Annotated in this window: 20 protein-coding genes, 2 tRNA genes and 2 pseudogenes; 13 read left to right on the forward strand and 11 right to left on the reverse strand. The window is 72.0% G+C overall.

Annotated features, from left to right (window positions below; translation table 11 throughout):
• Positions 1 to 74: 74 nt before the first annotated feature.
• From C4T42_RS28775 to C4T42_RS28785, 3 genes are all read left to right on the forward strand, one after another.
• Complete coding sequence (locus tag C4T42_RS28775; protein WP_012319429.1) at positions 75 to 257, forward strand: hypothetical protein; 183 nt, start codon at positions 75 to 77, stop codon at positions 255 to 257.
• A gap of 69 nt (positions 258 to 326) precedes the next feature.
• Positions 327 to 644 carry a hypothetical protein gene (locus C4T42_RS28780; RefSeq protein ID WP_026604776.1) on the forward strand — a complete coding sequence of 106 codons (318 nt, stop codon included), beginning with the start codon at positions 327 to 329 and terminating at the stop codon, positions 642 to 644.
• A 125-nt stretch (positions 645 to 769) separates the two neighbouring features.
• Complete coding sequence (locus tag C4T42_RS28785) at positions 770 to 1,441, forward strand: BA14K family protein (protein ID WP_020092160.1); 672 nt, start codon at positions 770 to 772, stop codon at positions 1,439 to 1,441.
• Between the two features lie 116 nt (positions 1,442 to 1,557).
• On the opposite strand, the gene C4T42_RS28790 is transcribed toward C4T42_RS28785, so the two are convergent.
• The 3 genes from C4T42_RS28790 to C4T42_RS28800 all read right to left on the reverse strand — a co-directional run bounded on the left by C4T42_RS28790 (position 1,558) and on the right by C4T42_RS28800 (position 2,571).
• On the reverse strand, positions 1,558 to 1,800 hold the full coding sequence (locus C4T42_RS28790) for a hypothetical protein (RefSeq protein ID WP_020092159.1): 243 nt from the start codon (positions 1,798 to 1,800) through the stop codon (positions 1,558 to 1,560).
• A 126-nt stretch (positions 1,801 to 1,926) separates the two neighbouring features.
• A complete protein-coding gene (locus C4T42_RS28795; RefSeq protein WP_234082735.1) occupies positions 1,927 to 2,151 on the reverse strand; it encodes a hypothetical protein in 225 nt (74 codons plus the stop codon).
• 344 nt (positions 2,152 to 2,495) lie between these two features.
• Positions 2,496 to 2,571, reverse strand: a tRNA-Asn gene (locus tag C4T42_RS28800).
• Between the two features lie 268 nt (positions 2,572 to 2,839).
• On the opposite strand from C4T42_RS28800, the gene C4T42_RS28805 reads away from it, so the two are divergent.
• The gene (locus tag C4T42_RS28805; RefSeq protein WP_020092157.1) at positions 2,840 to 3,076 is read left to right on the forward strand and encodes a hypothetical protein; all 237 of its coding nucleotides are present in this window, start codon (positions 2,840 to 2,842) and stop codon (positions 3,074 to 3,076) included.
• Between the two features lie 318 nt (positions 3,077 to 3,394).
• Positions 3,395 to 5,074 (forward strand): HAMP domain-containing methyl-accepting chemotaxis protein, encoded by a 1,680-nt coding sequence (locus C4T42_RS28810; RefSeq protein ID WP_020092156.1) that lies wholly within the window; start codon positions 3,395 to 3,397, stop codon positions 5,072 to 5,074.
• A 48-nt stretch (positions 5,075 to 5,122) separates the two neighbouring features.
• Here the strand turns inward: C4T42_RS28810 and C4T42_RS28815 are convergent.
• The 3 genes from C4T42_RS28815 to rocF form a co-directional block, all read right to left on the reverse strand.
• A tRNA-Cys gene (locus C4T42_RS28815) sits at positions 5,123 to 5,196 on the reverse strand.
• Between the two features lie 117 nt (positions 5,197 to 5,313).
• On the reverse strand, positions 5,314 to 6,174 hold the full coding sequence (locus C4T42_RS28820) for an urease accessory protein UreD (RefSeq protein ID WP_042671671.1): 861 nt from the start codon (positions 6,172 to 6,174) through the stop codon (positions 5,314 to 5,316).
• A complete protein-coding gene (gene rocF, locus C4T42_RS28825; protein WP_020092154.1) occupies positions 6,174 to 7,142 on the reverse strand; it encodes an arginase in 969 nt (322 codons plus the stop codon). Before rocF ends, C4T42_RS28820 begins: the two co-directional genes overlap by 1 nt.
• Positions 7,143 to 7,557: 415 nt before the next feature.
• Here rocF and C4T42_RS28830 point away from each other — a divergent pair, with 415 nt between their 5' ends.
• The gene (locus C4T42_RS28830) at positions 7,558 to 9,714 is read left to right on the forward strand and encodes a methyl-accepting chemotaxis protein (RefSeq protein WP_020092153.1); all 2,157 of its coding nucleotides are present in this window, start codon (positions 7,558 to 7,560) and stop codon (positions 9,712 to 9,714) included.
• A gap of 24 nt (positions 9,715 to 9,738) precedes the next feature.
• Here the strand turns inward: C4T42_RS28830 and C4T42_RS28835 are convergent, their stop codons facing one another.
• Both C4T42_RS28835 and C4T42_RS28840 read right to left on the reverse strand, forming a co-directional pair.
• The gene (locus C4T42_RS28835) at positions 9,739 to 11,148 is read right to left on the reverse strand and encodes an ATP-binding protein (protein WP_020092152.1); all 1,410 of its coding nucleotides are present in this window, start codon (positions 11,146 to 11,148) and stop codon (positions 9,739 to 9,741) included.
• Positions 11,145 to 11,900, reverse strand: a complete 756-nt coding sequence (locus C4T42_RS28840) for a response regulator (RefSeq protein WP_020092151.1) — start codon at positions 11,898 to 11,900, stop codon at positions 11,145 to 11,147. Before C4T42_RS28840 ends, C4T42_RS28835 begins: the two co-directional genes overlap by 4 nt.
• Positions 11,901 to 12,024: 124 nt before the next feature.
• Between C4T42_RS28840 and C4T42_RS28845 the strand changes: the two genes are divergently transcribed.
• From C4T42_RS28845 to C4T42_RS28870, 5 genes and pseudogenes are all read left to right on the forward strand, one after another.
• Positions 12,025 to 13,269 carry an acyl-CoA dehydrogenase family protein gene (locus C4T42_RS28845; protein ID WP_103986339.1) on the forward strand — a complete coding sequence of 415 codons (1,245 nt, stop codon included), beginning with the start codon at positions 12,025 to 12,027 and terminating at the stop codon, positions 13,267 to 13,269.
• 126 nt (positions 13,270 to 13,395) lie between these two features.
• On the forward strand, positions 13,396 to 15,261 hold the full coding sequence (locus C4T42_RS28850) for a glycoside hydrolase family 15 protein (protein WP_103986340.1): 1,866 nt from the start codon (positions 13,396 to 13,398) through the stop codon (positions 15,259 to 15,261).
• Between the two features lie 130 nt (positions 15,262 to 15,391).
• Entirely contained in the window at positions 15,392 to 16,408 is a 1,017-nt protein-coding gene (locus C4T42_RS28860; RefSeq protein ID WP_081636455.1) for an FAD-binding protein, read from the forward strand.
• Positions 16,405 to 17,187, forward strand: a complete 783-nt coding sequence (locus C4T42_RS28865; protein WP_042671677.1) for an electron transfer flavoprotein subunit beta — start codon at positions 16,405 to 16,407, stop codon at positions 17,185 to 17,187. Before C4T42_RS28860 ends, C4T42_RS28865 begins: the two co-directional genes overlap by 4 nt.
• An 8-nt stretch (positions 17,188 to 17,195) precedes the next feature.
• A pseudogene (locus C4T42_RS28870) lies at positions 17,196 to 17,707 on the forward strand (prolyl-tRNA synthetase associated domain-containing protein).
• 35 nt (positions 17,708 to 17,742) lie between these two features.
• On the opposite strand, the gene C4T42_RS28875 reads toward C4T42_RS28870, so the two are convergent.
• From C4T42_RS28875 to C4T42_RS28885, 3 genes and pseudogenes are all read right to left on the reverse strand, one after another.
• Positions 17,743 to 19,095, reverse strand: coding sequence for an L-serine ammonia-lyase (locus C4T42_RS28875; RefSeq protein ID WP_020092146.1), 1,353 nt, complete (start codon positions 19,093 to 19,095; stop codon positions 17,743 to 17,745).
• On the reverse strand, positions 19,092 to 19,577 hold the full coding sequence (locus C4T42_RS28880; RefSeq protein WP_234082725.1) for a sarcosine oxidase subunit gamma family protein: 486 nt from the start codon (positions 19,575 to 19,577) through the stop codon (positions 19,092 to 19,094). The genes C4T42_RS28875 and C4T42_RS28880 overlap by 4 nt, the downstream gene beginning before the upstream one ends.
• A pseudogene (locus C4T42_RS28885) lies at positions 19,556 to 20,392 on the reverse strand (FAD-dependent oxidoreductase); the annotation flags it as partial. The pseudogene C4T42_RS28885 and the gene C4T42_RS28880, both read right to left, overlap by 22 nt.
• 563 nt (positions 20,393 to 20,955) lie before the next feature.
• On the opposite strand from C4T42_RS28885, the gene C4T42_RS28890 reads away from it, so the two are divergent.
• Together C4T42_RS28890 and C4T42_RS28895 are read left to right on the forward strand one after the other, a co-directional pair.
• Positions 20,956 to 21,420, forward strand: a complete 465-nt coding sequence (locus tag C4T42_RS28890; protein WP_244603306.1) for a CYTH domain-containing protein — start codon at positions 20,956 to 20,958, stop codon at positions 21,418 to 21,420.
• Positions 21,389 to 21,676, forward strand: a 288-nt coding sequence (locus C4T42_RS28895; RefSeq protein WP_181049240.1) for a transposase, incomplete at its 3' end; no start/stop codon positions are given. The genes C4T42_RS28890 and C4T42_RS28895, both read left to right, overlap by 32 nt.

Here is a 21,676-nt window from a genome sequence, read left to right on the forward strand (position 1 = left end):
TGGCCGGAACAACTGCGCCCGGAACGATGAGTACCCTGTCGGGTTGGCTCCTTACTGGTCACCACGAGGTGCACATGACGACCAAGCCACCGCCCGTTCCGCCGGCCAACCGGTCCGACAAGGGCCCCGGCAGCGCCACCGAAGCGCCGCTCACGCAAGGGCGCGCCGGATCCCAGACCAAGGATCCGGACAAGGTGGGCCAGGCCGGAAACTCCAAGGTGAACACCACCAACCAGGGCTACCAGCAGGATCGCTGACCGCCCGATCCGCGCGGGCACCGCGAGCCGCCGTGCCCGAGACGTGTTGATCCGCATCGGAGAGAGATCATGGCGAATGCCAGTCGGCACAAAGTCGGTCCCGGCGCTCAGGGCAAGGGAACCGGATCCGGGGCCATGTCGGACTTGCCCGAAGGCGTGCTGCCGGAGAACATGGTGCTCAGCAACCGCGACAAGTCGCGGCACAGCGACGAGCGCGGGCTGGACAGCAAGAACGTCCAGACCGAGCAGTACCAGGACCACGCCGGCAACCGGCAGGTGGTTGCCGAGACGGACGCCGACACCGACGGCAACACGAGCGGCCTCGCGAACCCGAAGACGGACGAGTCCGGGGCGCAGAGCAGCCTCAAGGCCCAGCAACACTCGTAGGTCTCCGGCTCACGAGCAGGGCGGCGCGCCGCTCTCCGATCTGTGGCGGGACAAAAGGAAGCGGGATTGGCCGTCTCGGGCGCGACGTTGATCAGAGTAGACGCAACACAGCCTGAGTGGCGACCATGAACACGACAGTCACAGCGATCGCGTCGGCAATCCTTGCCGGCGCTCTTCTCGGGGCGCCGACCGGAGCCCAGGCGCAGGCGGGCAGCTTCGCCAACCACGGCTTCGGCAACCACAATTTCGGAGCCGCGGCCGTCGGCGGCGGCGGCTTCAGCAGTCCCGGTGTCGGGGCTGGCGCCGCGGGCGGCGGCTTCGCCAACCGGGGCTTCGGCAATCACGCCTTCGGGCCGGCTGCCGGTGCCGGAGGGGGTAGCTTCGCCAATAACGGCTTCGGCAACCACAATTTCGGCCGACCGGCTGTCGGCGGCGGATTCGCCAATCCCGGGTTCGGGCACGGGCTCGGCGCCCACCGGGGCTACGGTCATCATCGCCATTACGGCTACAACCGCGGCTACTACGGCCGCCCCTATGGATACGGATACGGACGGGGCGGATACGGGCTCGGCCTCGGCGTCGCCGTGGGCGGTCTGTACGGCGGCTACGGTTATCCGGGATACGGCTACGACACCGGGTACTACGGCGGTTACGCGCCCGTCACGTACGGCTACGCCGACACCGAAACCTACCGCGTCGCGGACGACGACCGCTACTGCGCGCGCCGGTTCCGATCCTACGACCCGCAGAGCGGAACCTATCTCGGCCGGGATGGACGTCGCCACCGCTGCCGGTGAGCCGCGACCGTCCTGACGACGGCCGCATCCGGCTCGGACCATCCCCGCCGCGGCGTCGGCGGGGATGAAGGTGCCATCGTCACGACCGGCCAGGACGGCGCGGCGGATCGCCGGCGCTAGGCGTCCGCCTCGCTCGCGTCATCCCCGCCGGTCGCACCCCGTGCGGGCCCAGGCCGATACGCGTCGAGCGTCGCGTAGGCATCGGTGTCGGTGAGCCCGAGCCGTTCCATGTCGGTCAGGAAGGACAGGATGTCGGCGTCGACCGGCTCGCCGCTCTCCTTGCGCTCGATCAGGGTATTGACCAGCTCGAGGGCGCTGATCGACGGGGCGCTGGGTTCGTTCGCATCGGGGAAAGCCATGGCCGGTCTCTCGCAGGAGGGCTCCGGGAACTAGGTCACCGCGAGGCCATCGGCCACACGCGACAGTCGTCGCGATCGATCACAGTCGATGTCGCCGCGCGCTCCGACAGCGCCATGCCGCATCCGTCACATCGTCGGATGCGACGTCGGCGCGCTCTCGCGATACAGGGCCTCGTGCTGCCACGTGGGATGGTGCGCGTCCGGTCCGACGTGCTGGCCGACATACAGGGACGCGAGCAGGCCGAGCAGGAGGAACAGACCGATGGTCACCGCGTCCGGATGCCGGCGCGCGCTGTGGATGCCGAAGCACCCCAGCGTGAAGACGGCCGCCAGGGCCAGGGAACCGAGCATGCCGCCCGACATCGGGATCACCGCCGTGCCTGTCGTCGTGGCTCAGCGCGCCGCGCCACAACGGGGCGGGCGGCACGGGCGCACGACGTAGACGTTCGAGGGCGCGCGAAACATCCCGCCATCCGTCGGCGCCACCGCGCGCCGGATCCCGCGGGGGGTGTGGAGGATCGATCTGCGACGGCACCGGTCGGCAGAGGCGCCGGCACGCCCGCATCGCGCCAGTCGAACACGGCACGTCGCACGTATTGACGGATGCCGGAACGGCAACGCTGTTCCCGAACCTCAGAACCCGGGACGGGTGAGAGATCCGAAAACTCAGTTCGATCAAGATGTTGGTAAGTGGATGGCTCCCCGAGCAGGACTCGAACCTGCGACAAGGCGATTAACAGTCGCCTGCTCTACCAACTGAGCTATCGGGGATCACGAGGGGGTCTCTACACACCGGGATGGCGGGACGCAAGGGCCTCGATGCACGATCCGCGTCCAAACCGACGCGCTGCACCCCCCGACACAGCGCGTGGCGACTCCCGCGGAGGTCGGGAGGCCCGGAATGTGACTGATCGGCAACATCGTCGCCGAGGCCCGTCGCCGGCTCTGCCGGTCCGCGGCCGGTGGAAGTCATCCGTCTGTCGTCTCCCGCTCCTACGGGGACCGCCTGCCGGCGCGCCGGTGTGACGACCCTGCCGCTATGCCGACCCATCGCTGCCTCGACCCACAGGACCCCTACGCCGAACGCGAGGTGCGCGTCGCCTTCGAGTGGAGCGCCGACCATCTCCGCCTGATCGCGGCCCTGGACGAGCACGAGGCCGATATCCTCCCCGACCTCGTGGAGGCCCAGCGCGACGATCTCCGTCGCGAGATCGTGGCCGCCCTACCGCTTCCGGAGCCGTGCATCCCAGGTCGGACCGAGATCCGCCTGCCGTGATCGCCGACCCGTGTCCCGCGCGGTCGGGCGCGCGGCGATCCAGCTTCGTCCGGGCGAAACAGTCCTCCTGCCTGCCGGCGCATCTGCCGACAGCGCTCGCGAGACTGAACTGACAATCCGGCACCGGCCGAGATCCACGAATTCTTCCTCCGATGAGCCCCTGGATGCTGAGGTTGAGCCGGGCTGCGCGATGGCAAAAATCTCGGAGCTTCGGAGTATAAGATAAATGTTTTTGCCGGCTATATTTACCTGTTCAAAAAGATTTGCTTCGATATAGCTGCGGTCACACGAATCTCCGGCCAGAAGCGGCTCGTCGCCATGCGCATCTCACTCGGCCTGAAGCTCTCCGCGGTTATCGGGCTGCTGGCCCTGGTGGCGATCGGCATCGCTGCCTTCGCGGTTCGACAATCGAACTGGGAGCAGGAGCGGGCGGCCGCCACCGACCGGATCTGGAACGCCGGCCTTCAGGCGGGCGCCCTGGGGCAGGCGATCGAGCACGCGGTCGTGCAGGCCACGGCCCTCTACACCGCGGAAGACACGACGGAGGCGCGCACACGGTTGTCGGCGCTCCACGACGCCCTCGCCACCGTGGAGCAGGTGCGGGTGCCCTTCCTCGAGGCCATGGAGGATCAACTCCCCGCCGACCGTCGGCGGCGGTTCGACCTCTTCGTCAAGGAATTCGTCGCCTACCAGACCGATACGGCCGAACTCGGCCTCACGGTCTCGCCCAGGGCCGCGCTGATCCAGGCGACCGACGAGGCGACCGTGAAGAACCGCGAGCGCATGGTGGCCGAGATCGGCATTCTCGGACGGGAGGTGCTGAACCGCCTGAACGCCCGTCGCGCCGCGGACGCGGCCGACCGCCGTCGGGCGCGGATCACCCTGGTGGCCGTGCCGGCCGCGGCGCTGGCGTTCGGCCTCCTCGCGGCGATCTGGATCATCGTGAGCCAGGTGCGGCGGCCGCTGCATCGGCTCAAGGAGGGGATGACGGCGCTCGCCGCCAACAATCTCGGCCGCGCGATCCCGTTCACGCACCGCCGCGACGAGATCGGCGAGATGGCCGCCGCCATCGCGGCGTTCCAGACGGCGATGATCGAGAAGCGCGACCTCGACGCCGAGGCGCAGGCGCGGCGCGACCGCGACCGCAGCCGGGCGGAGGCCCTGGCCGCGGCCACGCGCACCTTCGAGGCCGAGACGCACCGCGCCGTCACCGATCTCGCCGACTCGGCCGAGGCGATGCAGGCGGCGGCCGACACGCTCTCGGGCAACGCGGGCGCGATGGCGGCCGAGTCGGCCGTCGTCGCCGGAGCGTCGCAGCAGAGCGCGGGCCTCGTCGACAGCATCGCCAGCGCGGCCGAGGAGCTCTCGGCCTCGGCGCGGGAGATCGAGGCGCGGGTCCGTCACACCAGCGCGATCGCCACCTCGGCCCTCTCCGACACGCAGGGGCTCAAGGAGACGGTGATGAGCCTCTCGCAGGCGGCCGAGGAGATCGGCGCCGTGGTCACTCTGATCCGCGAGGTGGCCGAGCAGACGAACCTCCTCGCGCTCAACGCCACGATCGAGGCGGCCCGCGCGGGCGCCGCGGGGCGGGGATTCGCGGTGGTCGCCGCGGAGGTGAAGGCGCTGGCCGGCCAGACGGCGCTCGCCACCGACCGCATCACCGGGCAGGTCGGGGCGATCCAGGGGGCCGCCGGGCGCACGGTCGGCGCCATCGGCACGATCGGCGAGACCATCGCCCGGATGAGCCTGATCGCCTCCGAGGTCGCGGACGCCACCGACCAGCAGGGGCAGGCCAGCCAGGAGATCGCGCGGGCGATCTTCGGCGCGGCCGCGGAGGCCCGACAGGTCTCCGAGAGCGTAGCGGGCGTTCAGGCCGCGGCCGCGTCCAACGAGGCGCAGGCCGGGCAGGTGCGCGGCAGCGCCGCCCGGGTCAATGCCGGGACCCACAGCCTGCAGCGGGCGATCGAGACCTTCATGGTGGAGGTCCACGGCGCCTGACGGGCGCGCACCGGCCCGTCACGGCCGGCACAATCTGTCTGGGAAGGATGGAGGCCTCGCCCGGAATCGAACCGGGGTGCAAGGATTTGCAGTCCTCTGCGTAACCACTCCGCCACGAGGCCTTCCCGAACGGCGCTGCCGTCCCGTCCGGAGCTTGGCGGACAGCTCCGGGTGCGCGTCTCTAGCAGAGGTCGGCGGTCGCAGGCAACGGCCCCGAGGCCCGGATCGCGCGGACCGCGTCAGCTCTGCCAGACCCGCGGCATCGGCAGGCCGCGGTAGCCCGCGAGGAAGCGGGCGACGAGCCCGCGCAGGGGCCCGACCGCGTCGCCCAGCGCGCGGACCGCCAGATGGCCGTTCCAGGCGCTCGCCGCCGCCGTCGTCCCGGGCGACGCGGCCTCGGCCAGCCGGGTCCGCGCCTCCTCGAGGCGCGCCTCCGCCCCGGCGGAGAGGTCGAGGATCGTCGCGCAGGCGCGGGCGCCGCCGCCGATGGCCGGGCGAGCGAGGTGGTCGCTGATCGGCCCCTCCAGCAGGAGGTCGTCGGCGTAGGCGAGGCGCCCGCCCCGGCGGATCCGCCAGGAATCCGCGAACAGCCCGTCGCCGATCCGCTCGCCCCGGGCGGCGCGGCCGAACGCCACGACCTCCACGGCGAGCAGCGCGGCCCCCTCGGCGAGATCGGCCACGAAGCGCCGCCGCACCCGGGCCCGATCGAACAGGATCGTCTCCTGCGGCAACCAGGCGAGGCCGGCCCCCTCCCCCAGATTCAGCGTGTTGACGATGCGGCTCACGGGGCCGTCAGAGCGATAGATCTTCTCGGCCGCCGTCGTGGTCAGAACCAGCTCGGCCCCCGGTTCGAGCGTGAGGTCGATGGCGAAGGTGTCGCCGCAGGCGACGCCGCCCGCCGTGTTGACGAGGACCGCCTCCGGCGCGCCGGTGCCCCGGGGGAAGCGCAGCCGCGACGGCCCGGCTTCTGCCAGATCCAGGATGCGCGTCCCGCCGCCCGGACGGGCCAGTCCGACACGCAGCTGGACGCGCCCGTCCGAGCGCTGGCGCGCGGGCGCGGTCATCTCGGGCGCGGATGAGGGCGCGAGAGTGCCGTGCATCAGGCGCGCCCGGCCGGCTCTGCCGGAACGGCCTCGATCGGCAGGGTCGGCCGGTCGAGGATGCGCCGGCCGAACAGGCTGGCCACCAGCTCGACCAGCACCCGGGCGCTGCGGCCGCGCTCGTCGAGGAAGGGGTTGAGCTCCACCACGTCGAGGGAGCGGACCAGACCGGAATCGTGGAGCATCTCCATGATCAGATGGGCCTCCCGGAAGGTGGCGCCGCCCGGAACGGTGGTGCCCACGGCCGGGGCGATCGACGGATCGAGGAAGTCGATGTCGAGGCTGACATGGAGATGCGCGCCCCGCGCGGCGACGCGGTCGAGCACCTGCCGCAGGGGCGCCACGACGCCGAACTCGTCGATCGTGCGCATGTCGGTGACGCCGACCCGGCGCGCCGTCACGAGGGCGCGCTCGCCGGCATCGATCGACCGGAGGCCGAACAGGTGGACGTCGGCGGGCGGCAGGGGCGCCGGCGCCGGCTCGGCGAAGAGCGGCGGGAAGCCCGGCTCGCCGCACAGGGCGGCGAGCGGCATGCCGTGGACGTTGCCGGAGGGCGAGGTCGCCGGCGTGTTGAAGTCGGCGTGGGCGTCGAGCCAGAGGACGAAGACGGGCTGGCCGCGCCGCGCGCAGTGCCGCATCACCCCGTCGACGGAGCCCAGGGACAGGCTGTGATCGCCGCCGGCGGTCAGCGGCAGCGCCCCCGCGTCGAGGGCGTCCTCCACGGCGCGGGACAGGGCCCGCGTCCAGGCGGCGACACCGTCCAGCCCGCGCGTCCCGGCGGGTCCGTCCGGGGCGACGTCGCCGCGATCCGCGATCGCGTGGCCGAGTTCGGCGAGCGCCCGCACCAGCCCGGCCGTGCGCAGGGCCGCCGGGCCCATGAGGGCGCCGGCCTCGCTGGTCCCGACCTCGATCGGGGCCCCGATCAGCGCGATGCTGCGCGCCCGGTCCGGCTGGTCTTCGCCGCTCATCCCACCTCCATCGCCGTCACGAAGCGACCGTTCTCCGCGGCCGCTCTACCACCCGGACTCATAACCGGCCGATGACGCCGACCGCGAGACGGGATCGGTCAGCAAGATCCGTGACGGTGTGTCCGGGGCGGCCGCGGGAGGACGGGCTGCCCGAAACGGGCTGGCCGAAACTTCGCCGGATGCCGCGCATCCCTCAACGCCGCGCGGGCGTCCGTGACGACCCGCGCGGCGAAATCTTGCCGGAACGGGCTCTCGACCATTCACAACTTGGAATCATGGTGCCTAGACTGTTCTTTAAGTTGTATGTTCCGCGTGTGCTCAAGTTTTGAGCGGTGTATCGGTGTTTACGAGATTTTTATAAGGATTGGGCGATTGGTTCACGTCAAACCAATCTTCCAAAGAGTACAGGGGCATCATGATCTCGCTATCGCGGCTGAGCACGCGCCTTCCCGCGACGACCGTCGGCCTGGCGCTCCTGAGCGCCACCGCCATGGGCGGATTCAGCTGGTACTCGGCGCGGGCGGGTCTGATGACCGCCGCCCACGAGCGCCTCGAACTCGCCGCGGCGGCGCGCCGGGACGCGATCGAGCTGGTGGCGGATCGGGCGCAGGCCGACTTCCTGGCGGTGGCGGCCCACCCGCAGATCGTCTCGAACTTCCCCGACCTGCTCGAGAACCTCGACCCGGCGAAGCCCGACACCGAGAGCGTCATCGCGGCGTTCCGCGCGCCGCAGACCGCCGAGGCGCGGGTCGCCCTCGACGGCAGCGGCATGTCGTCGATGTATGCCCGCCGGCACGTCAAGGTTCAGGAGGTGGCGCGCAAGCTCGTCGCCCAGCCGGGCTACGCCGACCTGATGTTCATCGATGACAACGGCCGGATCGACTACACCACGACGAAGGGCGCCGATTTCGGCAAAGCGGTCACGGAGGACGGCTTGGCGGGGACGGCGCTCGCGCGCCTCGTCGAACGCCTGAAATCCGCCGACCCGGGCGCGGTCCTGTACGAGGATTTCGCCGCCTACCCGGTGGACGGGGTCCCGGCCGCCTTCCTCGGCCGCGCCATGACCAAGCGTGCCAACGTCGCCATGGGCACCGCGCAGGCCGCCGAGCGGATCGGCTTCATCGTCATGCGGGTCACGCCGGCCCTGTTCGACCAGACGCTGTCGAAGCGGACCGGTCTCGGCGACACGGGCCAGATCCTGGCGGTCGGCGCGGACGGCCTGCTGCGCAGCAACCCGCCGTTGAACCCCGGCGTGCGTGCCGGCGCGGGCCTCGCCGGGATCGGCCTCGCCGCCGACCGGGTCAAGGCCGGCGGTCCCGTCGACTTCGCGGCGGAGAACGGCACCCACATGGCGGCCGCCTCGCCGGTGACCGTCCTGGGCGCGCCCTGGACGGTGGTGGCGGAGCAGACCCAGGCCGAGGCGATCGACGCGGTCCAGGCCCTGTCGCGCACGCTGATCCTGACCGGCCTGTTCGTGCTCGCCGGAACGGCGCTGCTCGGCCTGCTGCTCGCCCGGTCGATCGTGGCGCCGCTCGGTGCCCTCACCCGCGCCCTCAAGGCCCTCGCCGATCGCCAGGCGCTGACCGACGTGCCGGGCAGCGCGCGGCGGGACGAGATCGGCGACATCGCCCGCGCCGTGGTCACGATCCGCGACATGTCGCTGGAGGAGGCCGCCCAGCAGCTCCAGACCACCGAGGCCGCGCGCCTGCGCGAGGAGCAGAGCCGGCGCGCCATGCTCAAGCAGCTGGCCGACGGCTTCGAGCACTCGGTCGGCGGCATCGTCGAGGGCCTGACCGGCGCCGTCACGGAGCTTCAGGGCGCCTCGGACACGATGCGCGCCGCGGTCTCCAGCACCTCCGAGCGCTCGACCAGCGTCGCCGGGGCTGCGCAGCAGACCTCCGACAACGTCAACACCGTGGCGGCCGCGGCCGAGGAACTCGGCGCGACCGTCCAGGAGATCGGCCGGCAGGTCGAGCAGGCCGCCGGCATGTCCGCCACCGCCGTCGGCGAGGCCCGCCGGGCCGAGCAGACCATGACCGACCTCGCCGCCGCCGCGACGCGCATCGGCGACGTGGTCGGCATGGTCTCGACCATCGCCGGGCAGACGAACCTGCTGGCGCTCAACGCCACGATCGAGGCCGCCCGCGCCGGCGAGGCGGGCCGCGGCTTCGCGGTGGTCGCCGCCGAGGTCAAGGAACTCGCCGCGCAGACCACCCGCGCCACCGAGGAGATCAGCCGTCAGGTCGCCTCGATCCAGACGGTCACGGGCGACGCGGCCGGGGCGATCCAGGGCATCACCGCCCAGATCGAGGCGATGAACCAGGTGTCGACCAGCATCGCCGCCGCGGTGGACCAGCAGGGCGTCACCACGCAGGACATCGTGCGCAGCATGGGGCAGGCGTCGGCCGGCACCGGCACGATGACCCTGGAGATCGCCGAGGTCGCGCGGGTCGCTGGCGATGCCGGCGAGGCCGCGGACTCGGTCGCGCAGGCGTCCGACTCGCTGGCGACGCGCTCGGAGCAGCTCCGCGCCGAGGTGGCGCAGTTCCTCCGCAACGTGCGGGCGGCGTAGAAGCGGACGGGACTCGAGGCGGCCTCAGGCCGCCTCGGCCGGGAGCGGCGCGGGCTTCTGCGCCGCGCGCCCCGCGAAGGCCTGGGCGGCCAGGGGCAGCTCGATCGCCGCGCAGAGCCCGCCCTCGGGGCGGTTCTCCAGCCGCAGGCGCCCGTTATGGGCCTCGACGATGGCCTGCACGATCGAGAGGCCGAGGCCGAAGCCGCTGGCCTCGTTGAGATTGCGCGCCCGGTCGCCGCGCACGAAGGGCTGGAGCATCGCCTCGCGCTCCGCCTCCGGGATCCCCGGGCCGTTGTCCAGGATGCAGACCCGGACGCCTCGCTCGGAGGCCTCCATCTGCACGTCGGCCCGGCCGCCGTACTTCACGGCGTTGTCCACGAGGTTCGTCACCGCCCGCTGGAGTTCCTCGGGCCGGCCCTGGACCAGGACGTGCCGGCTGCGGCTGACGCTGACCGGGGCGCCGAAATCCGAGAAGTCGTCGCAGACCGTCTGCACCACCGAGGCGAGATCCACGAGGCTGTGGCTGTTCGCGTCGCGGATCTGGCCGTCGCGCACGAAGGAGAGCGCCGCCTCGACGAGGCCGTTCATCTGGTCGAGGTCGCGCAGGGTCGAGGCCCGGGCGTTCTCGTCCTCGATGAACTCGGCGCGCAGGCGCAGCCGGGTGATCGGCGTGCGCAGGTCGTGGCTGATCGCCGCCAGCATCTGCGTCCGGTCGTCGATCAGGCGACGGACGCGCGACCGCATCCGGTCCAGCGCCCGGGACACGGCGAGCACCTCGCGCGGCCCCGCCTCCGGCAGCGCCACGTGGTCGTCGCGGGCGCCGAAGGCTTCCGCCGCGCCGGCGAGCCGCTTCAGCGGCGCCGTGAGGGCGCGCGTGGCCCAGACGCAGAGCAGCGCCAGCGTCAGCGCCAGGAACACCACGGTGAAGATCAGCGCCCCCTGGCGGGGTCCCCGCAGAGGATCGTTCGGCAGCGTCGCCTGGACCCGCACACCCGCCGGCGTGACGATGCCGATATGGAGGCGGCCGTCCGACTTGTCGCGCGCCGGGTCGGCCGCGGCGAGATCGGTGATCGTCACCGGCCGGCCGGCGCCGTAGCGCAGCTTGCGGATCACCGGCAGGTCGGGGGCCGGCTTCGCCCCCGGCGGCACCGTCCCGTCCCAGGGCTCGACTTGGATCAGCGGCAGGCTGCGGCCGCTCGCCAGCAGCGCCGGTCGCGCCGCCGGGTCGGCGGCGTCCATGAGTCTCACCAGAACGCCGAGGCGGCTCGCGGCCACGCCCGGCAGCGTGTCGGGATTCTGCGACTCGTGCAGCATCAGGAACGCCGCGGTGGCGACCACGTGCGCCACGGCGATGCCGGCGACCACGAGGAGCGCGATCTGGCCCGCGATGGTCTTCGGACGCAGCCGCGCGCGGAGCCGCTCCAGCCCGCTCATGACCGCGTGACCTCCGGCGTGAACAGGTAGCCCCCGGAGCGGATCGTGCGGATGAATTCCGGGTTGCGGGTGTCGCGCTCGATCTTCTGGCGGATCCGGGAGATCAGCACGTCGATGCTCCGCTCGAACGGGCCCGCGGCCCGGCCCTGGGTGAGGTCGAGGAGCTGGTCCCGCGACAGCACCCGCCCCGGCCGGAGGCACAGGGCGTGGAGGAGGTCGAACTCCGCGCCGGTGATCGAGATCCGCGCACCCTCTGGCGACAGGACCTGCCGCAGGGAGACGTCGAGGGTCCAGCCTGAGAAGTGCAGCCGCCGCCGCTCGTCGGCGTCCGGCGCCTCGGCGGCGACCCGGCGCAGGATGGCGCGGATGCGGGCGAGCAGCTCCCGCGGGTTGAACGGCTTGGCGAGGTAGTCGTCGGCGCCGAGTTCGAGGCCGAGGATCCGGTCCACGTCCTCGGATTTCGCGGTCAGGATCAGGATCGGGATCTGCGAGGTGCCGCGCAGGCGCCTGCACAGGCTCAACCCGTCCTCGCCGGGAAGCATCAGGTCGAGCACGATGAGGTCGATCCGCGCTTCCGCCAGGACCCGGTCCATGTCGGCGCCGTCGCCAGCCAGCGTGACGCGGCAATCGTTGCCGCGCAGGTAGCGCGCGATCAGCGCCGAGATCTCCCGATCGTCCTCGACGACGAGGATGTGGGGTGTTGCGGGTGCGCTCATCGCGAAGGAGTCGGTCTGCGGTTCGGCCTGCATCATCAAGCTATTATGACCCCGTCCGCCGATTAATCGAAGATGGGGCACGGAACCATTTTGTAAGCGCGTGTTTCCCGCACGGACCTGAACTGAGTTGCCACACGGCGTCACATCACAGGGGGGAACGATGACCGGAACCGAGGATCGGAAGGACCTGATCGCGCCGAAGCCGCCGGAACTCGCCTCGCCCTGGCGCACCGAGGCGCGGGCGGCGCTGCAGGACGAGGCCCGGGCCTTCGCCCGCGACACCGTCCTGCCGCTCGCCGACGAGCTCGACCGTCACAAGGCCGAGATGCCGCGGTCGCTCATCGACGCCATGGCCGAGAAGGGCTGGTTCGGGATCACGATCCCGGCGGAGCACGGCGGCCTCGGGCTCGGCGTGTTCGAGTACTGCCTCGTCTCGGAGGAGTTGGCCCAGGCCTGGCTCTCGGTGGGCAGCATCCTGGCCCGCGGTCAGGGCCTCGGCACCCAGACCCTCGACCCGGAGCGCCGGGCGGAGCTGATCCGGCGCTCGGCCCGGGGGCAGTGGATCGGCTCGATCTCGCTGTCGGAACCCGATGCCGGGTCCGACCTCGCCGGCGTGCAGACCCGCGCGGTGCGCGACGGCGACCGGTGGCGGATCACCGGGACCAAGCGCTGGGCGGGATTCGCCAAGGGCGCCGACTTCATCGAGGTTCTGGCCCGGACCCGCGACCCGGAGCCGGGCGAGTCGCGCTCGGCCGGCCTCGAGCCGTTCCTCGTGCTCAAGGAGCGCGACAGCTTCCCGCCCGGCGTGACCGGCCGGGTGATCGACAAGATCGGCTATCACGGCTTCCAGACCTTCGAGCTGAGCCTGGAGGACGTGTGCGTGCCCGAGAGCGACCGGCTCACCGGGCTCTACGGCGACCAGGGGGCGGACGCGGATTCCGGAGGGTTCGCCGCCGTCCAGCGCGGCCTCAACATCGCCCGGGTGCACACGGCGGCCCGGGCCGTCGGCGTCGCACGCGCGGCGGTCGAGGATTGCCAGAGCTACCTGCAGGAGCGCGTCCAGTTCGGACACCCGATCGGCGACTTCCAGGCGCTGCGCTTCGCGCTGGCCGACATGGCCGCCGAGGTCGCGCAGGCGCGGGCCTTCTGGCATCAGGTCGCCCACCTCCTCGACCAGGGCGAGGCCGCCGAGAGCGAGTCGGCGATGGTGAAGCTCTTGGCCACCGAGATGGCGGTTCGGGTCACCAACCAAGCGATGCAGCTCCACGGCGGCAACGGCTACACCACCGAGCGCCGGGTCGAGCGCTACTGGCGCGACGCGCGGCTGACGACGATCTTCGAGGGCACGAGCGAGATCCAGCGGCGGATCATCAGCGACCGCATGCTGCCGCGGCCCGGGGCCTGACCGACCGGGAGCGATCGCGCGCGGCCGTGCGGCGAATCGTCGATCGGGACTCCCCGCCCGGCGCCGCCCGGCTACCTCAGGACTCTGTCCTGCCCGGCGGACCGGGTGCCGCCATCCGGAAGCCCCGTGTCGAAGCCCATCAGCGATTACGCCCTCATCGGTGACACCCATTCCTGCGCGCTGATCGCCCGGGACGGCTCCATCGACTGGCTGTGCTGGCCGCGCCACGATTCGCCGGCGCTGTTCGTGAAGCTCCTCGACGACGAGAAGGGCGGATCGTGCAGCCTCGCCCTCGACGGCCCGACCGGGAGCGCGCGCCGCTACCTGCCCGACACCAACATCCTGGAGACGACCTTCACCACGGAGACCGGCCGGGCGCGCCTCGTCGACCTGATGCCCGTCAACCCGCCGAGCCCGGAGCCCGACGAGGGGCCGGACGGCGAGAGCGAGAGCCGCCTGATCCGGCTGCTGACCTGCGAGCAGGGCCGGGTCTCGGGCGTGTTCCGGATCCGCCCGACCTTCGACTACGCCCGCCGCCCCTGCACCCCGCTGGTCGAGGGCGGGTCGGTCCTGTTCGAGGCCGGTGACTGGCGCGTGCGGGTCAACGCGCACGCGTGCCCGACCCTCGCGGGCGACGCGGCCGAGGTCCGCTTCGACCTCGCGGAGGGCGAGACCGCCTACCTCGTCCTGACCCACGGCGAGGATCAGGACGAGGCCTGCATCGAGGATTTCGCCGGCGCCCAAAGGCGGCTGGAGTCGACCGCCGATTACTGGCGCCGCTGGTGCGCCCGGAGCACCTATCGCGGCGCCTACCGGGACGCGGTGATGCGGTCCGCCCTGTGCCTGAAGCTGCTGACCTACTCACCCTCGGGCGGGATCGTCGCGGCGGCCACGGCCGGCCTGCCCGAGGCGGTCCCGGGCAACCGCAACTACGATTACCGCTTCACCTGGATGCGGGACGCCGCCTTCACGGTCACCGCCTTCGTGATGCTGGGCTACGTCCGCGAGGCGTCCGAGTTCCTGCGCTTCCTGCGCGAGCGCGACGGCACCTTCGGGCGGGAGACGCGGCTCATGTACGGCATCGCCGGCGACATGCCGCCGGAGGAGGCCTTGAGCCACCTCGCCGGCTGGAACGGCGTGGGGCCGGTGATGATCGGCAACATCGCCGAGTGCCAGGACCAGCACGACATCTACGGCGAGCTGATCCGGGCGCTGTGCGTCTTCCTCGAGGCGGTCGATTACGACCCGCCCGAGAAGGTCAACGATCGGCTGCCGGAGGTGCTGGACAACCTCACCGCCCGGGCCATCCGCCACCGCCACGACGCGGATAACGGCATCTGGGAGCTGCGCACCGGGCCGCGCCAGCAGGTCCACACCAAGGCGATGATCTGGGTCGCGCTGCGGGACGCGGCCCGGATCGCCCGCAACATCGCGGGCGTGCCCGAGGCGAGGATCGCCGAGTGGGAGCGGATCGCCGCCGAGATCCGGTCGGAATACCTGGAGAAGGGCTGGAACGCCGAGAAGCGGGCCTATGTCGGCGCCTACGATTCGCACCACCTCGACGCCGCGGTCCTGCGCGTCGCCCTGTTCGGGGCTCTCGACCCTCGGGAGACGCGCATGCGCGAGACCCTGGCGGCGGTCGAGCGCGAACTGGGCGTCGGCGACCTGATCTACCGCTACCGCATGGAGGACGGGCTGGAGGGCGACGAGGGCACGTTCACGGCTTGCGCGTTCTGGCGGGTCGGCTGCCTCGCCCTCGACGGGCGGACCAGCGAGGCCAGGGCCGCATTCGAGCGCCTGATCGCCCGGTGCAACGATGTCGGGCTGCTCGCCGAGGAGATCGACCCGGCCACCGGGGCACAGCGCGGGAACACGCCGCAGGGCTTCTCCCACATGGCCCTGATCAACGCCGCGCTGCGGCTGGAGGACAGCATCGCGCGCTTCGGCGTGGACGACGGGGCGGAGACCGTCACGCGGTCGGCCGCCGAGTAGCGGCGCCCCGGCCCCCGGCGCGGGCCGGTCCACGCCACGTCGCCGTTGACCAAGCGAGTGTCGCTGGCGTGGCAGCGGGCGGCCGGTCCGGCGACGATAGTTTCGGGGCCTGAATGGCTCCGGAGGTCCCATGCTCGACGTGACGCCGACCCCTCTGCAGCGTCTCTGGTGCGAGCGCCGTCGCGGCTACAGCCTGCCGGCCGAGTTCTACCTGAGCCCCGAAGTCTTCAAGGCCGACATGGCGGTCATCTTCGGCCGCCACTGGATCTACGTCGGCGTCGAGCCCGACGTGCCGGAGGCCGGCGACGTCATGGTCGTCGACATCGGCAAGACCTCGGTGGCGATCGTCCGGGACGACGACGGCGCCGTGCGGGCCTTCCACGATAGCGCCTACGATCCCGCCGGCCGGGCCGCCCAGATCGCCGCGGCCCTGACGGCGCTCGATCCGCGGCACGTCCTGTTCCCAGAATCCATCGACGGCGGCGACCTGGCCCGAAGGGTCGCGGTCCGGCTCGGCGCGCCGCTGTTCACCCAGGCCGAGGTTGTCTCCGCCTCCGGGCTGATCCGCCCGGCGCGCGGCCGCAGCGTTGAGCAGAGGGCCGCGCCGGGTCTCCTCGCCACCGTCGCCTCCGACGCGGTGGCCGAGTATGCCGGCCCGCCCCGGGAAGCGCGGCCGCTGGCGGTCGCGATGGCGGGGCTCGCGCCCGCCCGGACGGCGGTCCTCTCGGTGCGGCACGTCCCGGCCGATCCGGCCACGGTGCCGCTCGCGCTCGCCGCGTTCGTCACCGCCGCGGGGAACGGGGTGACCGACCTCGACGCGTTCCGGCAGCTCGTCGCGGCGCTCCGCGCAACCCCGGGCGCGAGCCGGGTCCTGTGCGATTTCGGGCAGATGCCGCGCCGAACCCAGGTCGGCGCCTCCAGCACCATCCTGGCGGCGACCTGCTACCTCGCCCTCGGTATCTCGGGCGCGCCGCAGCACCTGCAGGGTGTCGCGGGCTGCGAGCACGTCGTGGCAGTCAACACCGACCTGCACGCGGCGATGATCGAGCGGGCGGGCCTCGCCATCGTGCAGGACGCGCAGCCGGTCATGCCCGCCCTGCTGCGGCTCCTGGCCGAGGAAGCCGCGTGCCCGGTGGGCAGCCCCTGACCAGCGTCGTGCTCCTCTCCGCGGGACGGCATCCGGTCTCGGGCGCGACGGCCCTGCCGCGGCTGGAGGCCCAGGCGATCCGTCTCGCGACGGGCCTCGGCGAGGCCGTGGGCCTCCATGCCGGGCCGGCCGCGGCCGCCGTCGCGGACGCGCTGGGCCACGGCCTGTCCCGGATCGTCCACGTCCGCGTGCCGGCGGGGGCAGATCCGGTGCCGGCCCTCTCCGCCCGCCTCGCGGGGATGGCGCCCGGCCTGATCCTCGCGGGCCGGCGCGGCCAGGGGGGCGACGAGACCGGGATGGTTCCCTACGCGGTCGCGGAGGCCCTCGACGGCCTCCTGATCCCCGACGTCGTCGCCCTCGCGGCCGGCGACGCGGGCGCATTGTCCCTCGACCAGACCCTCGGCCGCGGCGCGCGCCGCCGCGTGACCCTGCGCGGCCCGGTCCTGGCCACGATCCATCCCGACGCGCCCGCGCCGCTCCCCTTCGCCTACGGGCAGGCGCGGCGCGGCGTGATCGAGACCGTCGCGGGCGACCCGGCCGCGGCCGCCGCCCCCGTCCCGGTCTTCGAGGAACGCCCCTATCGCCGCCGGCCGAAACTCGTGAAAGGTGCGCCGTCCGGCGGCTCGGCGGCGGAGCGGCTGAGGGCTGCGACCGGCGAGGCGGCGTCCGTCGGCGGGCGCCTGCTCGTGCGGCCCGAGCCCGACGCGGCCGCGCGCGAGATCCTGGCTCACCTGCGCCGGATCGGCGTCCTCGCGCCGCCGGCCTCCGAACCGCGATGAGGAACCCGATGCCTTTGAACTCCGACGATCTCCTGGCCCGGCTGCGCGCGCTCGGGGTCGCCTACAAGCTCTACGAGCACGCGCCGGTCCTGACCGTCGAGGCGATGATGGCGGCCTGCGGCGACATCGTCGGCGCGCACACCAAGAACCTGTTCCTGCGCGACGGCAAGAAGACGCACTTCCTCGTCACGCTCCGTCACGACGCCCAGGTGGACCTGAAGGCGTTCCGGGCCGTCCTCGGCGCGCGGGGCGGCCTGTCCTTCGCCAGTGCCGAGGCGCTCGGCGCGCAGCTCGGCGTCGCGAGCGGCGCGGTGTCGCCGCTCGCCGCCCTCAACGCCGCGCCGGGCAGCGTGCGGATCTTCGTCCAGGACAGCCTGCTCGCGGAGGCGCGGATCAACGTCCATCCCCGGTGAGCACGCGCACCCTCAACCTCGCGCCCGACGACCTGCTGGCCGCGCTCCGCGCGGAGGGTCACGCGCCGGAGCCGTTCGCGCTGCCGGGGGCGTCGCAGGCGGCCTGACACGGTCCCCTGCGAGGCCGCGCGGGACGTCGCGCTCAGCAGGCGGCCACGTTGACCGCGAGGCCGCCGAGGGAGGTTTCCTTGTACTTGGCCTGCATATCGTGGCCGGTCTGGCGCATCGTCTCGATGACCTGATCGAGGCTGACGAAATGCACCCCGTCGCCGTGGAGGGCGAGGGATGCGGCCGCCACCGCCTTGTTGGCACCGAAGGCGTTGCGCTCGATGCAGGGGATCTGGACGAGCCCCCCGATCGGGTCGCAGGTCATGCCCAGATGGTGCTCCATGGCGATCTCGGCGGCGTTGGCGACCTGCCGCGCGTCGCCCCCGAGGACGGACGCGAGCCCGGCCGCCGCCATGGCGGCCGCGGAGCCGACCTCGCCCTGGCAGCCGACCTCGGCGCCCGAGATCGAGGCCCGGCGCTTGATCAGGCCGCCGATCGCCGCGGCGGCGAGGAGGTAGTCGCGGCCGCGCGCCTCGCTCCAGCCGGGATAGAAGTCGACGATGTAGCGCAGCACCGCCGGCACGATCCCGGCCGCGCCGTTGGTCGGCGCCGTGACGATCCGGCCGCCGGACGCGTTCTCCTCGTTCACCGCCAGGGCGAACAGGCTGATCCAGTCCATGATCTCGTGGGCCGGCCGGCTGTTCGTGAGGCGGTTCGCCTCGAGGGTCTCGTGCAGGCGCTTCGCGCGCCGCCGGACCCTGAGGCCGCCGGGCAGCTCGCCGTCCATGCGCAGGCCACGACTGATGCAGGCCAGCATGGCGTCGCGGACGGCGTCGAGCCCGGCCTCGATCTCCGCCTCGGTGCGCAGGGCGCGCTCGTTGGCCATCTGGACCTGCGGGATGGTGAGGCCGGTCTCGGCGCAGATCCGCAGCAGGTCGGCACCGCTCTCGAACGGGTGGGGCACCGCGACGGCGCCGAGGCCGCCGGTCTCCCCCGCCCCCTCCTCCTCGACGAAGCCGCCGCCGACCGAGTAGCAGACCACCTCGTCCAGCACGGCGCCGTCGGCGTTCAGGGCGCGGAAGCGCATGCCGTTGGTGTGGCGGGGCAGGACCTCGGCGAAGTTGAAGACAAGGTCCTTCGTCGTGTCGAAGGCGACGCCCGGCAGGCCGATGGCGCCGGTCTCGGCCAGGGTTCGCGTGTAGCCCGTCACGGCGTCCGGATCGACGGTCGCGGGCTCGTGGCCGAGCAGGCCGAGGAAGATCGCCAGGTCGGTGCCGTGGCCGCGCCCGGTCCAGGCGAGGGAGCCGAAGATCTCCGCGGACACCCGCGCGACGCCGGCCCGGCCGGAGACGCGGTCGCGGAAGCGGCGCGCGGCCACCATGGGCCCGATCGTGTGGGAACTCGACGGGCCGATCCCGATCTTGAACAGATCGAAGGCGCTGATCATCGCGCGGCGGCTCTCTCCAGCGGGCCGGCCCCGAAGGCGGCTTCCTGCAGCAAGCCATACACGCAGGTCGCGAAGGACCGCCAGCACTCAACCCGGTATGTCGGGACCGGGCCGGGGCGACGGATCAGCACGATCTCGGCCTTGCCGAGGAGCGTGCGGGTGGCGCTGCCCGCCGGGAAGGCGGCGTCGCCGAGGTCGAGGGGGCAGCCGGCGTTGAGGGCGATCGCGGCCGCGTCCCCGCGGACGTCGATCCCGACATTGCGGTGCGACACGTCCACGAGGGCGTGCGTCCGGCCGGCGAGGTCGGTGCTCACGGCGGCGGCCAGGATGTCGGCATCGGTCTCGGGCGCGTCGATCAGCCACTCGTCGGGACCGAGGCGGGCGATCCACCGAGTCTCGTCGCCCGACAGGGTGTTGATCGGGCGGTCGAGGGGGAAAACTGGCCGCCGACGAGCGGGGACCGCGCCGGCTCGGTCCCGCAATCGGCCTCGAGACGCAGGTCGACCACGGTCACGTCGGCCCCGGCCCGCTTGGCGTCGAGGGCCGCCACGTAGGCCGAGGCGCCGGCGGTCGCGAACACGACGCGCCGTCCCGGCAGGACGCCGTAGCGGTTGATGAAGACCCGCACGCTCTCGGCGAGCAGGATGCCCGGACGGTCGTTGTCGGCGAAGACCAGCGGCCGCTCGTGCGAGCCGCCGGCGAGCGCGACCTCGCCGGAGTGCACCTGCCAGAGCCGCTCGCGCGGCGTCTGCGCGGACCCGGCGGGCAGGTGGTCGGTGATCCGCTCGGCCAGCGCGAGGTGGTTGTGGTTGCAGTAGCCGAAGTTCGTCGTGCGCGGCAGCAGGATGACGTTCTCCCGCCCGTCGAGGTCGGCGAGGGCGGTCTTCAGCCACTCCGCGGCCGGGCGGCCGTCGATCTCGGAGGTCACGTCGTGCAGAAGGCTGCCGCCGGGCTCCGCGCCCTCATCGGCGAGGATGACCCGCTTGCCGGTCCTCGCCGCCGCCAGCGCGGCCGCGAGGCCGGCCGGCCCGGCGCCGACGATCAGGACGTCGCAGTGGGAGTGGCGGTTGGCGTAGCGCTCCGGATCGGCCTCGGTCGGCGCCTTGCCGAGACCGGCCGCGCCGCGGATGAACGGCTCGTAGACCTCGTCCCAGAATTTCCGGGGCCACATGAAGGTCTTGTAGTATAACCCCGCGACGAAGACTGGCAAGAGCAGGTCGTTCACCGCGCCGACATCGTAGCGCTGGAACGGCCAGTGGTTCTGACACTGGGTCCTGAGGCCCTCGCGCAGCTCCAGCCGAAGATCTAGCTCGCGCCCGCTAAGGTAATACGACCCATGTGGTTACGAACTCTGCGATCTATTGCACTTTCCAGTCGTCATTTGTTGCCCTGAGCCGAGAGAGCCTTTTATCAATGACAATGAAAAGCTACCGGCGGGCCCCTCACGGGCTTGCCTTCCTGCGACGCTTTCCGGCGGGAAGACGACGCGTCCGGAATTTTACCGTCATGAATTCACAATGCACTGCAGCATTGGTACCGATTTAGACAGCGATGAGAACATATTGTGCAGGAACGCTCGCGTTCCTTTGCAGGCGCATCGTTCGCGGCGCCGCCGCTTGTTCTTCACGCTCCCACGATCATCGACTCGGTCACGCCGACGGCACGGTTCGCGCCCGGGCACGACGTCGCCGGATCGACGGCGATCCGAGAGGCTGACGATCGTTCTGCCGCAACGGTGAGCGGCACATCTGCGTCGAGGCCGAGTCCCGTTCCCGTGCGTCCGCACCGGATGATCCAGTACGCCTGACTCGGCGGCCCCGATGGGCTACGAGGCGTCCGGCCGAAGCAATGGACGCGTGGATGCGGTTAGAGATCGAGCGGAAGTTCCTCGTGGCAGGCGCGGGCTGGCGCGACGCGGCCACATCCATTCGGCACCTGAAGGACGGCTTGGTCGGTCATTTCGCGCGCGGGAAGGTCCGGGTGCGGCTCGACGGCGAGCGTGCCTGGCTAACGGTCAAGGGCGCCCGCGAAGGCATCGCCCGCGCGGAGTTCGAGTACGAGATCCCGCATGCCGACGGCGCCGCCATGGTCGATCAGGTGTGCACCGGCAACGTGATCGAAAAGATCCGCTACTGCGTGCCGCACGACGGGCTGACCTGGGAGGTCGACGTCTTCCAGGGTTCGCTGGCCGGGATGGTCCTGGCCGAGGTCGAGCTCGCGCGGGCCGATCAGTCCTGGGACTGTCAGGAATTTCGTGTGGGGGCGGCCATAGTGGACCCGAAGGAGGTTCCCGATGGCACGACGCAAAGCACCCCGTATCCCTGACGCGATCCTGGACCAGCTCCTGGCCGGGGCCGATCCGAAGACGGCCTTCGAGGCCGATGGCCTGCTGGACGAGCTGAAGAAGGCCCTGGCCGAGCGGGCGCTCAATGCCGAGATGGACCACCATCTGGCGGGCGAGGACGCCGGCAACACGCGCAACGGCTATGGCCGCAAGACGGTCACCACCGAGACCGGCCGGATCGAGCTTTCGATCCCGCGCGACCGGCAAGCGACGTTCGATCCGCAGCTGATCGCCCGG

Origin of the sequence: Methylobacterium sp. 190mf, from assembly GCF_900107945.1 — a bacterium.
Lineage (GTDB): Bacteria > Pseudomonadota > Alphaproteobacteria > Rhizobiales > Beijerinckiaceae > Methylobacterium.